The sequence below is a fragment of the Proteus sp. G2609 genome (genome assembly GCF_963896135.1).
Taxonomy (GTDB): domain Bacteria; phylum Pseudomonadota; class Gammaproteobacteria; order Enterobacterales; family Enterobacteriaceae; genus Proteus; species Proteus mirabilis.
On the sequence record NZ_CAWQNB010000039.1, the window covers coordinates 170,014 to 189,523 of the forward strand.

17 protein-coding genes are annotated in these 19,510 nt (G+C 37.9%); 2 read left to right on the forward strand and 15 right to left on the reverse strand.

Going from position 1 to position 19,510, the window contains the following annotated elements:
* Nucleotide 1: 1 nt before the first annotated feature.
* Nucleotides 2-274 (reverse strand): phage holin family protein, encoded by a 273-nt coding sequence (locus AACV01_RS13040; RefSeq protein WP_004243326.1) that lies wholly within the window; start codon nucleotides 272-274, stop codon nucleotides 2-4.
* Nucleotides 271-642 (reverse strand): putative holin, encoded by a 372-nt coding sequence (locus AACV01_RS13045; protein WP_020945795.1) that lies wholly within the window; start codon nucleotides 640-642, stop codon nucleotides 271-273. The genes AACV01_RS13040 and AACV01_RS13045 overlap by 4 nt, the downstream gene beginning before the upstream one ends.
* Before the next feature lie 167 nt (nucleotides 643-809).
* Between AACV01_RS13045 and AACV01_RS13050 the strand changes: the two genes are divergently transcribed.
* Nucleotides 810-2,648 carry an acyltransferase family protein gene (locus AACV01_RS13050; protein ID WP_161683031.1) on the forward strand — a complete coding sequence of 613 codons (1,839 nt, stop codon included), beginning with the start codon at nucleotides 810-812 and terminating at the stop codon, nucleotides 2,646-2,648.
* 50 nt (nucleotides 2,649-2,698) lie between these two features.
* Here the strand turns inward: AACV01_RS13050 and AACV01_RS13055 are convergent, their stop codons facing one another.
* Nucleotides 2,699-5,305, reverse strand: coding sequence for a tail fiber/spike domain-containing protein (locus AACV01_RS13055; protein WP_237585029.1), 2,607 nt, complete (start codon nucleotides 5,303-5,305; stop codon nucleotides 2,699-2,701).
* A gap of 173 nt (nucleotides 5,306-5,478) precedes the next feature.
* On the opposite strand from AACV01_RS13055, the gene AACV01_RS13060 reads away from it, so the two are divergent.
* Nucleotides 5,479-5,730, forward strand: a complete 252-nt coding sequence (locus AACV01_RS13060; RefSeq protein ID WP_161683032.1) for a hypothetical protein — start codon at nucleotides 5,479-5,481, stop codon at nucleotides 5,728-5,730.
* 23 nt (nucleotides 5,731-5,753) lie between these two features.
* Here AACV01_RS13060 and AACV01_RS13065 read toward each other — a convergent pair whose 3' ends face one another.
* The 12 genes from AACV01_RS13065 to AACV01_RS13120 form a co-directional block, all read right to left on the reverse strand.
* A complete protein-coding gene (locus tag AACV01_RS13065) occupies nucleotides 5,754-6,053 on the reverse strand; it encodes a hypothetical protein (RefSeq protein WP_152134572.1) in 300 nt (99 codons plus the stop codon).
* A gap of 10 nt (nucleotides 6,054-6,063) precedes the next feature.
* The gene (locus tag AACV01_RS13070) at nucleotides 6,064-9,447 is read right to left on the reverse strand and encodes a hypothetical protein (RefSeq protein WP_161683034.1); all 3,384 of its coding nucleotides are present in this window, start codon (nucleotides 9,445-9,447) and stop codon (nucleotides 6,064-6,066) included.
* A complete protein-coding gene (locus AACV01_RS13075) occupies nucleotides 9,447-12,530 on the reverse strand; it encodes a hypothetical protein (protein ID WP_161683036.1) in 3,084 nt (1,027 codons plus the stop codon). The genes AACV01_RS13070 and AACV01_RS13075 overlap by 1 nt, the downstream gene beginning before the upstream one ends.
* 2 nt (nucleotides 12,531-12,532) lie before the next feature.
* Complete coding sequence (locus tag AACV01_RS13080; protein ID WP_004243338.1) at nucleotides 12,533-13,081, reverse strand: hypothetical protein; 549 nt, start codon at nucleotides 13,079-13,081, stop codon at nucleotides 12,533-12,535.
* On the reverse strand, nucleotides 13,081-13,551 hold the full coding sequence (locus AACV01_RS13085; RefSeq protein ID WP_107337200.1) for a hypothetical protein: 471 nt from the start codon (nucleotides 13,549-13,551) through the stop codon (nucleotides 13,081-13,083). The genes AACV01_RS13080 and AACV01_RS13085 overlap by 1 nt, the downstream gene beginning before the upstream one ends.
* Nucleotide 13,552: 1 nt before the next feature.
* Entirely contained in the window at nucleotides 13,553-16,015 is a 2,463-nt protein-coding gene (locus AACV01_RS13090) for a hypothetical protein (RefSeq protein WP_161683038.1), read from the reverse strand.
* The gene (locus tag AACV01_RS13095) at nucleotides 16,015-16,620 is read right to left on the reverse strand and encodes a hypothetical protein (protein ID WP_004243342.1); all 606 of its coding nucleotides are present in this window, start codon (nucleotides 16,618-16,620) and stop codon (nucleotides 16,015-16,017) included. Before AACV01_RS13095 ends, AACV01_RS13090 begins: the two co-directional genes overlap by 1 nt.
* A complete protein-coding gene (gene gp10 / locus AACV01_RS13100) occupies nucleotides 16,620-16,931 on the reverse strand; it encodes a capsid staple protein (RefSeq protein WP_004243343.1) in 312 nt (103 codons plus the stop codon). Before gp10 ends, AACV01_RS13095 begins: the two co-directional genes overlap by 1 nt.
* Before the next feature lie 63 nt (nucleotides 16,932-16,994).
* Entirely contained in the window at nucleotides 16,995-17,336 is a 342-nt protein-coding gene (locus tag AACV01_RS13105; RefSeq protein WP_161683040.1) for a hypothetical protein, read from the reverse strand.
* Nucleotides 17,337-17,344: 8 nt separating this feature from the next.
* The gene (locus AACV01_RS13110; RefSeq protein WP_060555916.1) at nucleotides 17,345-17,776 is read right to left on the reverse strand and encodes a Bbp16 family capsid cement protein; all 432 of its coding nucleotides are present in this window, start codon (nucleotides 17,774-17,776) and stop codon (nucleotides 17,345-17,347) included.
* Between the two features lie 58 nt (nucleotides 17,777-17,834).
* Entirely contained in the window at nucleotides 17,835-18,815 is a 981-nt protein-coding gene (locus tag AACV01_RS13115) for a major capsid protein (RefSeq protein WP_004243350.1), read from the reverse strand.
* A gap of 15 nt (nucleotides 18,816-18,830) precedes the next feature.
* Nucleotides 18,831-19,508 (reverse strand): peptidase, encoded by a 678-nt coding sequence (locus AACV01_RS13120; protein ID WP_161683042.1) that lies wholly within the window; start codon nucleotides 19,506-19,508, stop codon nucleotides 18,831-18,833.
* Between the last annotated feature and the right edge of the window lie 2 nt (nucleotides 19,509-19,510).

Sequence of the window (19,510 nt, forward strand, 5' to 3'; positions counted from 1 at the left end):
TTCACCCCTTTATAAACTTGATGACATTGCCCTTACTGACCAGCAACGTTGTGCAGATCAGGATATTGGCAAAGATGTTGTAGATATCAGCGTGGTAATTAGGATCGAAGTAAGCGCGAATAGGTACGCTTGAAGAGTAAGCAAGAATGAGGAAAGCTAACCATCCACCTTTTTTACAGTGTTGTCTGCCGTCACGTTTAAAATAGAACACACGTAGAAATATGACGGTACAGATGATGGCATTAACAATAGTGAGCAATGTTTCGCATTTCATTGTTGCCCTCCTTGTTTCGGTATATCAGCCCTTCCGTATGCTTTTACGCTTAACTTAACCACAAGCAAAGCGGAAACAAAAGCACCTACGGCATCGATATGTTCGATTTCGTATTGCTCAGGTTTCACACCGAAAAGGCCAGTAACAGAAATAAAGATAGTTGCTGCAGGGCTAAAGAATATAAGACCACAAACGAAGCTTAGAAAGGCTAATACCGATCTACGTTTAAAGCTATATTCAGTAGCAGCAGTAGTAAAGAAGATGGCTCCCAACAGTGAACCCATAACAACTTCTGCTGGAAGCCCTGCGAAGTAACCAAGAAAAGCAGTAGTGCCGATCCCAGCTTTTGTGTAGACATCTTCTTGCATGAGTGTAGTACCAGTGATTAATGAATAGTCATAATACTACACACCCAATAAGATAAACAAAAATGCAAATAAGGTAAAATAAAAACAAAACAATAGAAATACTGAACAATCTTTACTTTAATGATAAAATTCAGACATTCTATTGGTAAAATAAATAATAATTTAATATGCAAAGTAAAAAGTTTAGAGCTGACATTAATGGATTAAGAGCTATTGCAGTTTTATCTGTCATGTTTTTCCATTTTAATCAAGAGTTAGTACCTGGTGGTTTTGCAGGTGTTGATGTATTTTTTGTTATATCTGGTTTTTTAATGACATCAATAATATTTAGAGGATTAGAAAGCAATAATTTTTCTCTCTGGAGTTTTTTAAAAGCAAGAGCTAGACGTATTGTTCCAGCACTAATAACTATCATATTGATTGTATTAGCACTTGGTTATCTATTTTTTGAACCATTAACATACCAGTTAGTCGGTAAGCATGGGTTTTCTAGTTTACTTTTCATATCTAATATAACTTATGCTAATGAAGCTGGATATTTTGATGCAGACTCTTTTAGCAAGCTATTTTTACATACATGGTCATTATCAGTAGAATGGCAATTCTATATAGTATATCCAATAATATTGCTTATCTTATCAAAGCTATTATCAATAAGTACTCTGAAAAAAATTGTTGTGATTTCTGCTATTATAAGCTTTATTTTTTGTATTTATTTATCCTCAGTAAATAAAACTCTTTCCTACTTCATGATATACACTAGAGGGTGGGAAATGCTTTTGGGTGGTATTGCATTTCTATTCCCATTATCGACAACAGATAATAAAAAAAGAATAATTGAGATAGTGGGGTTAATTTTAATTATTACATCATTCTTTATTTTTTCAAACTCTGACAACTGGCCTAGTTATAATGCATTGCTACCTGTTTTTGGTGCATATCTTTGTATTATTTCTAATAACGAAAAAACTCTTTTATCTAATTATGCATTTCAAAAAATAGGCCTTTGGTCTTATTCTATTTATCTTATCCATTGGCCTTTTATTGTATTCTTTAAAAAAATAAATATAGAGACCTCTATTTTTACTTATTTTATATCTACCATATTACTTGCATTTATAACTTATAGTGTTATAGAGAAAAGAAGAAATTATAAATATGGATTATTATTATGTTGGTTGCTATCAGTTTCTTTATCCTACTATATATCTATTGATGGAATTGGAAACAGAGTTGATGAAAAATACAGATTAACTAAAGAAGAGTTCCATAAAAAATATTATGGTGGAACAAAGATAACACAAGGAAGCATCATACAATATTTTGATATGAAAGATACTGATAAACCTGATTTTATAATTAGTGGTGATAGTTTCATGAGACAGTACATGAATTCTATAAGGCATCAAAAATTAAAATCAATAGGTATTTTTAAAGATGGATGTTTTATTACACCTAATTTAATCTCACTTAAGGATGAGTTCAATGATCAGCGTTGTATTATGCGATATAATAATTTCATTTTAGCAATGAAAACTCACCCTAAAACAGATGTTATAATATCTCAAGCTTGGGATTCATATAAGATATATAGTAGAAGTACACAAAAAGAAATAAAATCAAATGTAGAAGAAAGAATTATTAATGATATTAATGAAATTATTAAAATTGGTGGAGTTGATAGAAATTATTTTATTATAGGCAGACCACAAAGAAGTAATATATCAACATTTGAATGTTTAGCAAGACACAATTTACCAATTTGGAAATTAGCAAAATCCTGTGATAAATACATGGATCAGAAAGTCTTAAACATTAACATGAAATTAAATGAATTTGCAAATAATAAGAACAATGTTATATTTATTGATCCGAATGAGATTCTTTGTAAGAATGGAAAATGCTTGCTATTAAATGATGATAACGAACCTATCTATTCTGATAATAGTCACATGTCTTTATTTGGCTCTGATATTGTCATTGATTATTTTTTTAAAAAATTATAATAAATAAGGAACCAATATTTTATTGGTTCCTTATTATCACTACTTTATAGCTAAAATAAGTTAATATTTCCTTTACTAATAGCAGAACTACCATCAAGAATTCTAATAGCATTTGAATCAGAGCTAATACAACCAACTGCATACCCTGTAGCTCCAGAATTAAAAATACAAATAGCGTTATTAACATTACTTGTTTCATTTAACATGATACAATTATTTAAAAACGTTTTAGACCCACTCATAGCATTAACCCCAGTTGCACCTACTCTACCAAAACCAAAATCAGTGCCAGAACAATGTAATTCACCTGAGTTTTCAATAATGCTTCCTGAATTGATTACAGAAAATTTCACATTTCCAAGCGTCATAGCCCCTGAATTAGTTAATCTAACATATAAATCTTTAGTGATACTTTTTGTTTTCATAATACCTGTAATAATCTCTACTAAACTTCCTTTATCAGTACAAAGTATATTTAAATTTCCACCATCCACATTAACTAAACCAACACTAAATGTACTAGAACCAGAAACATATACTTGTTCAGATTCAATGCCAGAAGAATGATTCCACGTTTTCGTTTTAAAGGTGCTACCAGCACTACACTGAATTAAACGACCACCACCAGAGTTAAATATATTAACAAAAACAGAACTTCCATTAAGACATCGCAAGGTATTAGAAACTGCTTTTTTTAAGTTACAATTTAAAGTACCGATATTAATATTTTTAACTCTATCAAAATAAAATCCATCATAAGCTTTTAAATCACCAGAATAGTCATCTAATACACTTTGATATATTTCACTTATGTAAATATTTTTTAACAATCCAATATTAGAGTTTTCAGTCGCCTTTACACTTAATGCCCCTCTTCTACCATTGATTGAAATTAAGCTTCCAATACTAATATTATCCATTATTCTTGTTCCATCATTACTAAATATATTAAATGTATATCCATTACAATTAATACCAGTCACTCTATTAATAGTAAGCCCTTTCAATGGAACAAAGTTATTTACCTCAATATCAAACGCACCTTCTGGAGGAGCTCCTTTTATATTTTTACATATCTGCTCACCAATAAAATGAATATCTCGCCCCCCAGTTACACTAAATCCTTGTCTACGACAATTATTAAATACTCCATTAATAATTTTAATATTCTTTGTAGCATATTCAGACTCTACTAGATCTGACTCAATCGGTGAAGTAATACATATTCCATCCCCAAACATTTGGCTAATATCAGGATCAACAATAGTTATATTTTTACATGATGTAATATATAACCCATGCCCCCACTCACCATCATTACCTATATGTTCAATTCTATCACCTATTAATTTAGGCCTAATGACCATGGAGTTATTCGCTCCAACAAAATTAATTACTTCATATTTTTCTTTATTTGTTGGCTTTAATTTTAAACAACCTCCATTTAGCCATTCTATATATGAATTAGGTTTTAGTTTAATTGCTGATGAATCATTATCAACATTAACAATATATTCATCATCAATATATACAGGGTGACCTTTTTCAAGCATTAAATTAATAGCCTCAGTGGCATCATCTCCTCTAAACACACCTAAAGAATGTAATGAATAATTAACTAAAACTGCTTTTAAGTTATTTTTTAAAAAATGATCTGCTATACTATTTGTATTATTATCTTCTTCAATAATATATTTAGAACCACCACCATCATTAATATCATAATATCCTAATGTTTCAATTACATCTCCTTTTTTTCCATTAAAGTTATCTATCATATCCTTTACATTAGAATACCTTTTAACGATTATCCCTATATCATTTCTTAAAGAAGAATCACCAATACTAACCCAAGCACGATTACCTACTCCGCCTGAATTTTCAGGAGTTGACTTCATAGAAACTATTTTGGGTAATTCACCATCCCAACGATAATATTCTCCATTACTTTCCCAATGTAACGCCTGATACCGTGTGGTTATCTCCGCGCCTTTCTCAAAAGAATCAACAAGTACATAACCAAGCGAACCAGTTTCAGCAGGATCAAGTAATTGAGGATAACCTTCATTATCAAAACCGAGCTGTTTATTTCTGCGTTGTTCAGCGGATGGTAATGCAGGTATAGGCTTATCCTTTACCCTTAATGTCTTACTATCAATATCCTTAATACTGTTATCAACGTAGTCTTTATTAGCACTATCACTGCCGAGCTTAGGAGGCGCTAAATTAGCAATACGATTGTCCTTGGCATCATAGTAATTCGATAGATAGGTAGGCTTACGTAAGCTTAAAGAGAAAGTACCCAATGCTTTTTGAATTAACATCGTTAGATAATCAAAGGCATCTTCATGTACTTCTGCAAAAAATTTACCCTGATTACGTAAGTCAGTTTCTTGTACAACAGGTAAATCGCGTTCTAATAATATCTTCCATCCTTGGGCTAAAGGTTTATTTAAAACCACCTTACCGCCATGATAGGAACCTGCACCAACAATAGTGTAATCAGTACCATTCTTTAATGTTTTTTCATTGCCGTCACTGTCAGCAACCACAACAATCAAATGCTTGCCTTCAAAGATACGGAAACGAAAATCAAAATCCGTTGTTACGCCATTACCTATATACTCTTCATGGCTTAGCTCAGTAGATACCGTCATTGCTCATCTCCTCTGGTGTTAATGAGGATATGATACTTTTAACTACAAAATATATCCATATTTGCAATAATGGTTATCAAATAGAAAATTAAATTAACCATTTAGATGAACATTTTAATGCATTTACATTATTATAGTTTACGTAATTATTTTCATTAGTGAGGACTTTAGCCATGGAAAAGAAGTATAAATACCCTGCACCAGCTAACTATCCAGATGTAGTGAACACCGATAAAGGGATTGAAAAGTTAATTACAAAATCAAACCTTGAAGCACTTTTAACAAAGATGGAAAGCGATGGTCATGATGTATCAGCTCCACTTGTAGAACTGATAGCAATGAGAAACTTTATAGTTCAAAAAATGAGAGGCAATAAAAATATAATACCGTTAGTGGAATGTATTTTAGCTGAATTGAAAAAATGAGAACAAAGCACCGCTAAGCGGTGCTATTTATATATTTCGTTAATAAAATCACTTTTTGATTCTTTATATTTCTTACCAAAAAGACTTTTACAAGCATCGTCCATTATTAACTCTGCTTTTTTAAGCTTATCTTTGCAGTGAAAAAAGTATAAACAGAAACCTATTGTCGCAAAAACAAATAATATGGTTTCGCCACGTAGGAAGATAAAGCTCATAGACATACCAAAAACACAGGCAATAAGAATATATTTTGCTGTATTGTAGCTAAGCATTGCATCATCATAATCTTTTTGTATTTTTAATAAATTATCTTTATTCCACATGGCGTTTTCTCTACTTCATCTGCTCTTCCACTTGATTCAATAATGGTGACAAATAAAACAAGTTTTGGAAAGGTAATAGTTTGCGCACAGATCGCACTTCTCTATCATCAAACTCACCATTTAATACACCTGATGTAATGTTTTTAATATCACCACCGAGGTCAAATGTAGGACCTAATAAGGCACCAATTCCATTACGGCTTTGATAACGTGATGCTGGTGGTCCACCAAACATAGCACTCATACCATAAGTACCACCGCTAAGGTTTTCCAATACGTTATTAGGCTCACCTAGCCAGCCCATCATCCCTGACCAGTCTAACCCTTCTTTTACTAAGTTAGCCGGTTCGGTATTAATATCTCGTCCTGCCATTTTAGCCTTGAGGACATAGACTAGGGATCCAAGTGCTACCTGAAGCAATGCTCCATAGTAAAATGATGCATCACCTGATTGTATGCCTGAAACCAACGCTCTATTGTGAGTAGCAAAGAAGAAGGTTTTAAACTGCATCACAATCTTACCTAGTTCACTACTCATCATTAATGGTGTATCACCAATACCCGGAGTGATTACCGTAGTTCTGACATCTTTTAATACCGCAGCTTGGAAAGTTTCACGCACAACAAGATCATCCCACAAATGGCTATGCCCTGTTAACATGCCGTCTAAGTCTTCCCCGTGTCGTTTAAACTGATCTGCTATACGCTTTAGCATTGATTCATCAATACCTATATGAGCCAGTTTCTTTATTTCTCGTTTACTTAACGAACCACCAGCATCTAAAGTGTTTGCTGCTTTCAGTACCTTAGATTGAGTAATAAGCCCAGACCACATTTTCATCGTGTCTGTATATTGGTTCATTAATGTGAAGTTACCAAATTTCTGTGATGACCACTGTAAACCACGCTCTAAATAGCTACGTCTGCTATAGGGATCGCTAAGGTCAGCAATCACTTTAGAACGACTGGATAATGCATATTCAAGGCCAATACCCATTTCACGCAAATCGGCCTTAGCAATGCGCATAGCACTGATATCAGTTAGCATCTTACCCAATGGTTTTAACGCACTACGTAAACCGTGTTGCATAATCGGACGAGCCATATCAGGTAACGATGATATTGTCATACCCCCCAATAAACGTAAAAAGTTAACGTGACGAGCAACACGGCCAGCTCGCACAAATAGACTTGCTGGATCTTTAGGTGCTCCATAAGTACCTAATAAACGGTCACGCATCGCGCGAATATCACGTAAATCCGCCTCTCTTCGTGCTTCTAATCGACTGCGTTCTTTAGGCGTGGTTGCATCAGCAATAAGTTGGTTGTATTCCTCTGTAATCGCTTTGATTTGATTATCCATATCAACACGGCCAAATTTAGCCGTAAGTTCAATTTCAGGCGCAACTTGGCGAATATAGTTTTCCATCACATAGTTAACATCTGATTCGAGATAGTCTTTAATTCGTTCATCAGGAATGTTTAGGGTTCTATCTTTTGTAAAACCAGCACGTTTAACTAACCCATCAGGGATCAGTTCACTGGGTACAATGCCAGACGGAGCACCAATAATTTTATTAACGATATCATCTGCAGCCGCATCTAACTCTTCACGCTCTAAAGGTGTCATGCGATTTAATGCGGACTGTCTAATTCTGTCATGGCGAGTTAATGAATTTGCTGTTCGTGTTAAACGACGATGTTCATTTCTAAACTTGCGAGGGTTATCAAGAATATCAACGCTACGTTGTAATGCAGGTAATTTATTCTCAGCATCATTAATACGCTGTAATTTTCTTTGTAATGTTGCTTGTCTTCTTGTTTGCGTTTTATTTAGCTTAGCAAGGTTAGATAGTGAATTTAACTCAACTTCTACCGCATTCTTTTCATTAATGATTTTTTGATATTTATTAATATCATCCATCAACAAAGATTTTTTACCTGACCAATTCTCAGCTTCTTTAATTTCAAGCCCTAAACGTTCGGCTTGTGGTGAAGCGTTACGTGCTTTATCAATACCGATTTCAGCACGATCAAGGCTACCTTTGGCTTTATTTATTGATGTTTGATTAATCTCTTCTAACCAGTCAGCAATGATTTTCTTAAACTCAGTACGATCATTTAAAATTTTGTCGAATTTATAAATACGAGGGAAATAACTTTGTGCCGTTGTCACCTTTACACCTTCACGTAAGATCCCTAATTCAACCATTCTATCTTTGGTTGCTTCGACAATAGGTCTAATAGAACGTGCCGCTTCTGCCACTTGTGGTATTGCATGAGTATCACCATTGCGCATAGCATCACCAACAGCCTCACTAAATTGGTAATAGCTCATATCACGGCCACCAGATTGACGATACTGTTTAAAGTGATCTTTCGTTGATTCTACTTGTTTATAAACGAGAGTTTCATAACCTCTCACTTTTGTTTCAACAGCGGTAAATGTCGCAATACCTTCTTCATTTTTAGCAAAGGTAAAGTTATTTTCTGTGAGTTGTTGGTTAATTTGGCGCGCTGTTTTAGAGGGGGATTGAGCAACACGGCCAACAGGGCTAACATTCATCGTACGATTAATAAATGATGGCCCTTTTAAGGTTTCTTGTTCTAATGTGGTGTTAGGTACTTCCATTGCACCAACACTAGAATTATCAGGAATATTATTTGGAATATTTTGTTGCCCTGATTGTTGTTCTCCAATTAAATCATTTCTTACTTTTGTTACCAATTCACCACGGTTTTTTACTAACTGTGCGGCTGAACCTAGGGTTCCACCGATCATGGCGTCAAGTGTAATGTTAATTGCACTTTCAGTTAATGTTCGTGTTTCTTGGGTACTATGCAATGCCATTTCAGAAGCTACACCACCAGCGACATTTGCCAATGCAAACTTACCTGCGGTTGTGGCCACACTGCCACCTTTTACAATGGCTCCCCCTGGTATCATCATTGCAGCAACATTAATTGGATCAATAACCCCCATAGCAATACTACTCACAACACCAGCACCGCCAGCATCTGCTAACATTTGCTTATCGTTACGCTCACGATCAATACGTTGTTTTATTGCAGCTGTTTCTTGAGGAGAGTTTGAATGAATAAAGGCATCGGCATAGTCTTCATAACCTGAAAGCGTTAATTCATCTTCAAATGGGTTATAGCCTTCTACATCTTCAAATTGATTAAAAGGTGCAGTAGCAATCAAGCTACCCACTGAGTTATCGATACGAAACGCCGCATCACGTAATTCTTTAGTTTGCCGTCTATCATCAAGCGGATTAATAGGGTCATACCAAGACGGTGAAACATTATCACCGTAAGTAGGTTCTGTTTGCTGAACAGCATTAATATCCGCAGATAAAATATTATCAGGTTGTTGTTCGTAAATAGGCATCAGTCTTTATCCCAAGAAAAATAATTATTGAATTTATTTACTCGCTCATTGTGAGCTTCTTTATATTGCTCACGGATACTTTGACGACGTTCATCAAATTCTGAGCGCGATTTATCCAATGCTTCTTCTCGTTCCCTTTTATCCTGAGCTTCCTTAACACTGCGCTGGCGTTTTTCCATTACCTCTTTATACATTGGTGATGATGACTGTTCTGGTTTAAAACGAATAGGTAAGCCGTTATCTCCCGTGTATGGACGATAAATAGGGATATCATCACTACCGGTTTGTTTTATCATTATGCCGTAGCTGTAATCTCTTGGTGTCACTGCATCAGAGACAATAACGATTTCAGTGCCAGAAGAAGCACCACCAAATGACTTAGACATTAATTGCTTTTTCTCTTCTTCCCATTGACCCGAGATCCAGTTGCCAGCACCTGATTCATTAATACCGTACACGGCTTCTGGTGCATAACGCATAACTTCTTCACTGCCATTGATATTAGATACTGCCCACGTCCTTTTAATTTGAGCGTTAGTCATTTTCTTGGCGAGTTCTGCGTCACCGCCTGTTTCAGCAAAGTTAGCGTCATACAGTGTTTGATAGTCACGTAAGTAAGCGCCATTTTGAGTACCAGGCTTACTGACGTTTGGTGAAGAAAATGGTTTATACCAAGGGTAAAAATCATTGATATTAGATTGCGCTGCTTTATCTCTATCCTTGATATATCCTTTATCCCTGATTTGAGAAGCGATCATTTGCTTAGTGCGTTCATCTTGTTCAAATGTCGTCTTAAATGCAGTTTCTACCGCTTTCTCATCAGGCATACCCGCACGACTTAAACTATATACTTTTGAGTAATACGCCATTGTGCTTGATGGAATATCAGTTGCTGATGCCGGATTGTTATCAAATATCTGCCCATACATTTTCGCGATAGGAAGAACAACTTCAGGATCTTTAGATGTTGCCCCCATATTCAATACAGACTTAACTTGTGATGGGATAATCCCTGTCCTTGCTGTAAGTTCGGCAACGGCATTTAAGCTATTATCATCACGTAAATTAAAGCTCTGCTGAATATGTTGTTCAAAGTAATCATCTGCTGCCTGCTGATTATTCTTATCATTAGGATCAAGTGGAAAATTATTTTGAATGGAAAGCTGTAATCGGTTAGCTGCAAACTGTTTATCTTGTTCCTTGATATTACCTTCAACGAACTTACCAAATTTCTCCCAACGTTGAATTTTGCTTTCGTAGTTTGCTTCACCCGTTTGAGGTCTAATTTGTGATAACAAAGCTTGCTGTGCTTGTGGAGACATCTCTTTAGCTGCTGACATAAAACCAGCATAACGCTTAGCTTCTTGCATATCAGCAGACATAGCCGAACCTTTGTCATAGCCAAACGCAGAGATTAATTCATCATGAGTAGGCGCATTAGGTGCTTCAAGCCCTCTTTCCCATGCTGCGTAAGAGTCCGCTACACGAGTACCGAGTTGTTGCTGTAACTCACCTTGTTTTTGCTTGCGTAGCTGTTCTGCTTGTCGTAAATATTTTGCTTGGTCAGCTTCATCTAAGGCATCGAAAGCAGCAGATCCGGTTAATAGTTTTGGTGCTTCTGATGTCGCTTGTAACTCAACAAAACCAAGTGCTGACTGTATGCCTGTTGCTATCTGCTCATCAGTGTAATTAACACGGTTACGCCCATTCTCTTTATACATTATCGCTGTCGATAAATGCGTTAAGGTATCTAAATTCGTTAAATCTAATGGTTGATTAGGTGCAACACCAAGGTAATCAGATACATACTCAATGTATGCTTGAGTATCATTATTATCTTCTGGTGGCGCCCAACGATTAATGATCTGCTCTGGTGTAACAAAACCCTGTCGAGCATAAGAAAGTAGATTTTTACCTAATGCTCTAATACCGTGCTCAGGTGTGGCAAACTTAGCAAATGCACCATCATCACCGGTTTGCCCTACCCATTTATTGCTAGATATACGAATATTACCAGGGTTGTTGTTTCTAACACCTCTTGTATCACCGTTACTAGGTGTATACATATTCTCTTGCTGTTTATGCAGATTATCAGCGTAAGCAGTAGCATCTTCAGGGTTATCAAAAATCCCTAAGTGCTTACCTGTTTGCTCGTATAACGCAATAGCTTCATCATCAGATAACAGCTTGCCATCGTCACTTACGGTAGGTATTAGCACTTCACCATCATCGGTACCAATAGAAATCGTTCTTACTGTACTAATTGAGCCGTCTTCGTTTTTAACTGTTGGCCTATTGAGTAAATTAATATTACCCTGTTGGGTCATTCCTTTAACTTTACCAACAGTACCACCATAGAACGCATTATTTCTGGTAGCACCACCAAGGCTTGAAGGTTCTCCATTTCGTTCTAAGAACCCCATATAATCAGCACCGAGTTGGTTTTCAATCGCTTTACGAGCAGTTGCCACTTTGAATTCTTGTTTCTTGGCGAGGATCTGCTCTTCACCCCAACCGTGTGATAATCCAAACTCTTCTATTTGCTGAAACACTTGTTTATGTGCAGAGATATAAGCCTGATTATCACCGTACATTGATGCGGCAGACTCTGCATTTAATGTTAGCGTTGATTGAAACTGATCTTGTTCATAAGCTTTGATTTGCCCCATCTCATGACGATTCGCTTGTGATGCAAACTGAACACCCATTTCTTGCGCTTGTTGCATAAAGCTTTGTCGAACAATATCGTCAGGTAATGTTGATGATATTTCACCAGCATAATCACGAAATGACTGCTCATACTCAGACGCTTTACCAATCGCATTCTTACCTTGCTGTGAAAGTAATCCATTTTGCGGATCGGTCATCAGTTCATTGGCTTTTTGTCGTAGCTGTAATGCGGCATCTTGCGCCAGTGCGACATTGGCCCTTTGTTTTGCTTCTGCAAACAAACCAACATATTGCTCACCAACACGACCAATGCCAGCGCCAAAAGCATCAGGTGATGATTGAACAGAAAACCCATTATTCGGTAACTGTTCAGGCATAACCGTTCTATTATCGTATGTAGGAACCTTTGGCATAATTAAAATCCTTTTGGTGCTTTAGCGAATGTTTTGCCGGCTTTCGCAGCACCTGAGCCACCACCACCGAACGGACTCCATGTACCACCAGCCAACTGATACGCGCCATAAGCTTGAATAGGGGCTGTTAATAACGTTGTCATTGCACCCATATTGCCTGAGCGTCTTGCCATTTTTGCATTAAGGCGATCATTCTCAGCTTGCATACGATAGCCATACGCTTCACGAGAAGCGTTATTAACCATAGTTAACGCATCAAGCTCACCCATTGCAGCAGTATCACCTAAAATATCTAAAGCCCCAGCAGTGCTTAAATCAATACCACTGGCTGACATTGTTGCTGCCTGTGTACCTGCTAATTGGCGAGTGCGTCTACGCTGTTCTTGTGCCTGAGCATTGCCTTTATTAATTGCATCAAGTGCAGCATCTTCATTAATTTTGGCGTTTTGATTAGCCACTGATGCTTGAAATTTACCATCGGTATATTGTCCGTATGCTTGCAATGCAGAAGTACCAATTACTGCTGCCGCTAATGTTGTTGGTTCACACATTATTTAGCCCTCAATGTAAAACGATGGAAAGGTAACTGAAGTAAACCTGTTGGCTTTGCTTCTTCAATCTGAAACCCCAACCAATGGAGCCACGCCTTAGCAATATGATTACGTTCATCGACATAATTCATCAGTGTTGGGTATTGCCCTAACATCTGTTTTAAGATGGGTTTACAGCGTCGTAGAAAGGTTTTCTGGTGTTGCTCTAATAAATCAGTCCCCACTAGCCAAGGGATACCTAAACCAGTAAGTAATGAGCCAGAAGCAACACCAAAAATAGTCACCACCTCATCATTAATAATGCCGACATAGGCTTTAGTAGAAACAGATAAGCCATGTCGTAATACCTGCTCAGGTGTTTGCATTGACATAGCGTAGAACTCATCAACATCAGCTTGTCTTACATGTGGTAATAAACGAACAATATGTTCATGAGTAGCAGGAATAATTTGTACATGATGTTTTTTCATATCAGAAACCACCAGCATCAATACGCGGAATAACAGAGAGCACCGCTAACGGTAACGGATCAACCTGTCTAATAAAGACACGTCCGTTTTTGCTCCAATCTGCATCTAAATTAATTTCAACAATGCCTGTGGCATCATCAACAGGATTGTCGTAAAACTCGAATTGACGTTGAGGATACTCATATAGCCGTTCTTTTTCAGTACCAGCCCAAATACCCCGACTACTATTTACAATTAAGCTGGCAACCTTAATAAGCTTCTTCTTATCAAGTAATGTTTCTTGCCCATTGATATGGATATCAAGCGTTTCTAATTCGCTGGTAATAGGTAATCCGATATGTACTACGGCTGATGGCGTATCAATTTCCACTGCACCATTGGTGACAATGGCCTGCGGTGAAACATTAGCATCGGAAAGAATATTAACTGTCTTACCTTCAAGATGATTTAAGCCAGCAAAGCGATAGCGGGCTATGCTCCATTCAGTAGTGGGCGTATTTTGTAATACTGGTGGAATGTTGCGATTAGCAGAAATAACCACTTGATTTGCAGATACATATTGAACAATCTTACAGCGAAGCTCTTTATGTTCATTATCTTCAAAATAAGGAATATTGACGGCACTACCAATATCAGAAGCACTAAAAACTGGATCGCCTGAAACCACTAATTGATAGTTTTCTTGATAGTTCCACTCACCCGATCCACCCGTGATGGTTACTGTTTTTACATCATCGGTGTTTCTACCGTCATAACTTAAGCCAGAATCCACAAAGAAAGCATCTTCTGTGCGAGTAAATAAACGGCTAGCCAAGCGCTCTACATACCGAACCTGTTTACCGTTTACTGTGCGCTGAACAATAAAATAGGCTGAATCTTCATTGCCTTCACTGATAGAACACGTTGACTCAAATTTCCCTTCTGTCGATTGTGGCGCCCATGCAAAAACTTGCTGTTCTCTTAAATAGGTTAAAGCCAACATTAACCCATCGTCACGTATGCACCATGCAATAGAATATGGAACCGTAGTAAATGACCAATCAACAATGCGGTGACGTTGAAATAGGTGATTTGCCAACATAGTTAAGTCAGTGCCTTGATACCCATCAACATCAAAGGAATACGATAAATCACGCACAGCACTGCCTTTCTCTTGTATATAAAGCGCAATATTCGCAACAGAGATTGGCGGTAAATCACTTGAGCCGTTAGCCCCTTGTGATGACATTGAAAAACTGGAAGGTGTAAGTACTTTATTCTGATCGCCTGTGATTTGATATTCACCACCAGAGGTCAATGCCACCAGCGAACCGACATCGATCAAATGGCGAATTTCATTTACTTGACGGCCTGCATACGTGTAGATAATGCGATCATCATCTTGGATAGGGTTGTTGCGTCCAAAGTCTTTATAGTCACCGCTACGACTGGCCCATATCGTTTGTGGATAGGCACGAGAGCCGGCAAAGAATAAACGTTGTTGGTAATAAACAACGGTGCTTGGATAACCATCAACATCATTCCACACTGCACGCGCCCATTTATGGCTTGCATTATCTTCACCAACGGCATTGGATGGAATATAAGAGAGCACCTTTCCTGTGGCTGTTTTGCCATCTTCACTAACAGTTTCAATTTTTACGATACCAAAACCACTATGCAAATATTCCCACTGGATCCCTGTATCACCACCCCAACCATCCCAACTCATTCCTTCCGTGTGAGAAGGTCTTAGTGTTCCTGTTTTACCGCCACTATTGGCACGATAGTAGTTACTGTCAGCACGGCGTTGATCATTAAGGTTGGTTGTTTTATCTGTTTCCCATACAGGAACCGCATCAATATCACGTTGCTCTAAATAGAACTGTTTACCTATTTGCTCGCTACCAAAAATATCATGCGTAGACGTTAACGTAATTTGCCCTGTGCTTGCACTGGCATAGACTTTCATTGCCTTATCGGTATTGATATCTTCAAAGGGGCCGTTCTTGGTTTCAACGGAGACTAACTTCCAATCATCATGATCGTAACGCTGTAACTCCATTGGTGGATAATCAGTATGAACAATCGTCATAACATCGGCTGATTGCGTATACTTCAAATCAAATAAATCAGCTTCTTTATAAGGTGTCGCTAATTCAAACACTTCGCCTTTATGTTCACCATCAGCATAGAGAACCTGCCCACCATCTTTAAACACGCGAATATAACGATCACCAAACTCTAACGCATAGGTTTGTACGGTGCTGAATTGGAAAGGAATAAGGCGAGACTTCTTATTTTGATACTTTGTTTCAGCAATAAATCGTGTGCCTGGTCTATTCTCAACGCCACCATATTGACGAACAATAAAGTTATGGCACTTGCGCAGTGCAGTTGAATACTTCGCAAGATCAACACGACCATATAGGCTTGGTGCAATTTCACCGCCTGAAAAACTAGGTTGAATAAGACTAAATGACATTATGACAACCTCGCTTGTGTGAATTCATCCATATAATCAGTTGGCTCTGCTGACTCACTTAATGAATGTGCGGCCGCGCTTTTAATAACACCTTGATAAATTTGTAGTGCTTCACCACCAATACCCGCATTTGATGCCAATGGACGAGCCAATTCAGCCGCTAAACGCCATGCAAGCGCATCTTTAAATAACGCATCAAACATATTTACGTCAGTAATACGTGCAACATATTCAAGCCATGCACTAGGGTGATCAGTAAAAATTAATCGACCAGTACCGTTTTCATCTGAACCAACATGAAAATGGATTGCTGTATCTGGTCTACGGTACTTTTGATGAGGTTCGACAATACCAATGGCTTTTAGACAATCATTAGGATAGCGATAGGCATACGCCCAATTAGGCGGGGGATTATTTGTATTGGCTAATGCCACCTTTTTAGTCGCAAAGTTCCAAGGAAAATCGGCCAGCACACTATCACGGCATTGCGCATAATGAAGGTTGCATTGAACGGCTTCTTTGCTGGCTTCGGTCATGCTATTAATTGAACGACTATTACCAATGCGACTTAATGCAATATTGCAAATTTCAATTTCTGAGGCCATTACTCACCCCCATCAAAAAGAACATCTGCCGTTGATTTTGTGTCGCCTGCACCTAGAGCCAGATCGGTTATTTGTAACTCTACATATACTGACTTCTTACCTTCACGTTCATTAATGGATTTAGACAGTATTTTGGCAACAGCAGACAGCTCAATACTTTCACCAACATCAGGAATAGAAACACCTAATTTTTCTATTGTGTCGTTTTCAAGTGAAATACGTAGCCCGTATGGATATTCTTCACGAGTTTCTTTTTCACCTTTGGCATTTTCATACGTTTCTGTGCTGGTTTTTAGATTGATTAGTTTCATTGGATATCTCTCGGCTCAGGTAGAAAATAAAAAAGGGGCTTTCGCCCCCTTTATCATCGGGGGTTAAACCCCAAGTTCTTTCCGCTTTCCATCTATTGCGGTGCGCATTTTATCTGCGCCCATATTGTGATGAGGTGCTTTACCAAATAGCTGGGTATATTGCTCACGAAGCGCATCAAGGCTTGAATCAATTGCCACACCTGAACCGCTTACAGCAATATTACTTATGCCTTCACCAGTATTATCACCAGTCCCATCAGCCACACTATGAGTATTAAGTCGAGCATCAGCGCCACCAATTAACGCTAAGTTATCGCCAGCTATACCGTCGTACTCAACCTCTTCACCGATTTCAAGTAGACGCCCAGCGATAAATGATTTTTTTAAAACCTTATATCGTGACATGTCACACCTTATTGAGTTACAGCATCGTAAATAGGATGAGCATCAACAGTTAGGTTAATGCCCGCGGTGAACTTACCCGCCGTTAATGGCCCTTCTGCAACAACATATTGCAGGCGCAGGTATTTCAGAACGCCTTGAGGTACTTTCGCCACAATACGTTTACCTGCATTTAAATCAGCAATTGGTATTGCCACAGATTCAAAGATAGATTTAGCATCAGAGAATTTATCGTCTGTCGCGGTTTCTAACTTAATTTGAACCGTCGCTTCACCTGCTGCTTTAGCCTGTTCAGTCACTTGTGCAAACAGCTCTAATGGCTCACCAATACCGATATCACGAAATGCACCATGCACTGGCGTTAAGTCGATAATTTGCTTACTTACAGCAGATGCAGTAACCGCCTGATCCAGTGAAAAAAGCGTTTCTTTATCTAAAATCATTTTGACTATCTCCAAATAAATGAAAGTTAGCGGAGCCGTTAAACGACACCGCAATAACTTATTTCACCTGATCTTCAGTCGTTAAAATGGCATCAACACGGCGAACAGGAATTTCATCGAATGAAACAACTTTCTTACCGGCAACTTCTGCCATGGAAATATTGACGTTTTTGCTGTTTTTAATTTGACGACGCATCCAGCTACGAATTTGCTGGTTACAATAAAAAACAGGACGCCCCATAGAGAGGTTAGGGATCTTCTCAATTGCTTGAATAAACAAGTCTGGCAAATCGAGTGTGTCCGCTTTTTCTGGATCTTTACCAATTTTGGATAAATCAATATTGGCGATACGGACAACATAACGCCAGTCACGAACTGAGATACCATTTTTCCATTGGAAGTGAGTACGAAAGCCTTGGTATTTACCTTTGTTTTCATCTTCTAAAGTAACTTCACCTAAATGGTTTTGCTCTAAACCTGCTTTAGAACCTTTAGGGAAAATACCGTGAACCGTGTTTTCACCCCATACCACTAACCACACAGAAGTTAAGTTACTGCCAGTACCACCAGCATCAATGATATTGACTGCATTCTTTGCTTTCATATCGTTAAAGCGTGCAGCTAATCCCGTAAAGCGCTGAGGATGAACCGTAGCATCACCATAAATAACTGTTTCAGCCATTTGCTGGTTCATTGACTCTAAGAATGCAATTGATTCAGACAATAGAAATTCATTCTTTTGCCCGTTCAAGTTAGCAAGATCTTTATCAACTTCAGAATAGGTTTCAAGCATACCAATCGCATCAGTAACCTGTGCTGTGGTTGATTTGCTTGGCGGTACACCATAATTAAGCAAACGCCATGTCGCAGATGGTAAACCAGTACGAACGGTTGTACGGTGACCCGTTGGTAAATTACCTTCAACGAAAACCATATCATCAAGAATTTCATTAGACTGATTCAGCAATTCGACGATCTTAGCTTGCTTGCTGTCAGGGCCTTGTCGTTTAGCCCAATCAACGAGAGTTAAAGCAGGCATGTTATTTCCTCTTTGTTATCCAAATAAAACATCAGCAGCACTTTTACTGCCGTTACTGTTGCCAGTGACAAGACCGTCCTCTGACATTGCTTTGCCTATCTTGGCAAAAGCCCGAATAATCTCTGGGTGATTACCTAACCCTGTTTCTGTTAAATACAATTTCAAATCATCAGAACCATAGGTATCTAATGCCTTTTGTGCTGCACCAATAGACTCATTTGATCCTAATTCTTCATCTGCTTTAACAGTTTTAACCCATTGCTCAGTCTGCTTTTGCCAAACATCATTGATTTGTTTCTGAATAGCAGGCATGATTTTAGAGCCATAAACATCAACCAGTTTTTGCGCTTGTTCGTTGTTTAAATTCAGCTCACGAGCAATAGGCTCAAAGACTTCTAATGCACCTTTATCAAGTTCTTGCCCTTCTTCTGGTGCTTTAAATTCATACTTTTCAGGCGCACCTACATCTGATTTATTGGCATCATTTTTCTTATCAGCCGGCTTGCCCTGCTCTCCACCATTCTCTTTTTCAGTGCTTTTAGTAGGATCATCACTATTTGCTGGTGGCTCATTTTTATCTGTTGCTGATGTTTCTTGAGTAGGTTCCGTTGCTGTACCGCCACCGCCTTCACCTCCCTCGCTGTGTTGCTCGTTATACAAACGACGCATAATTAATTTCTGCCATAAGTTCATGA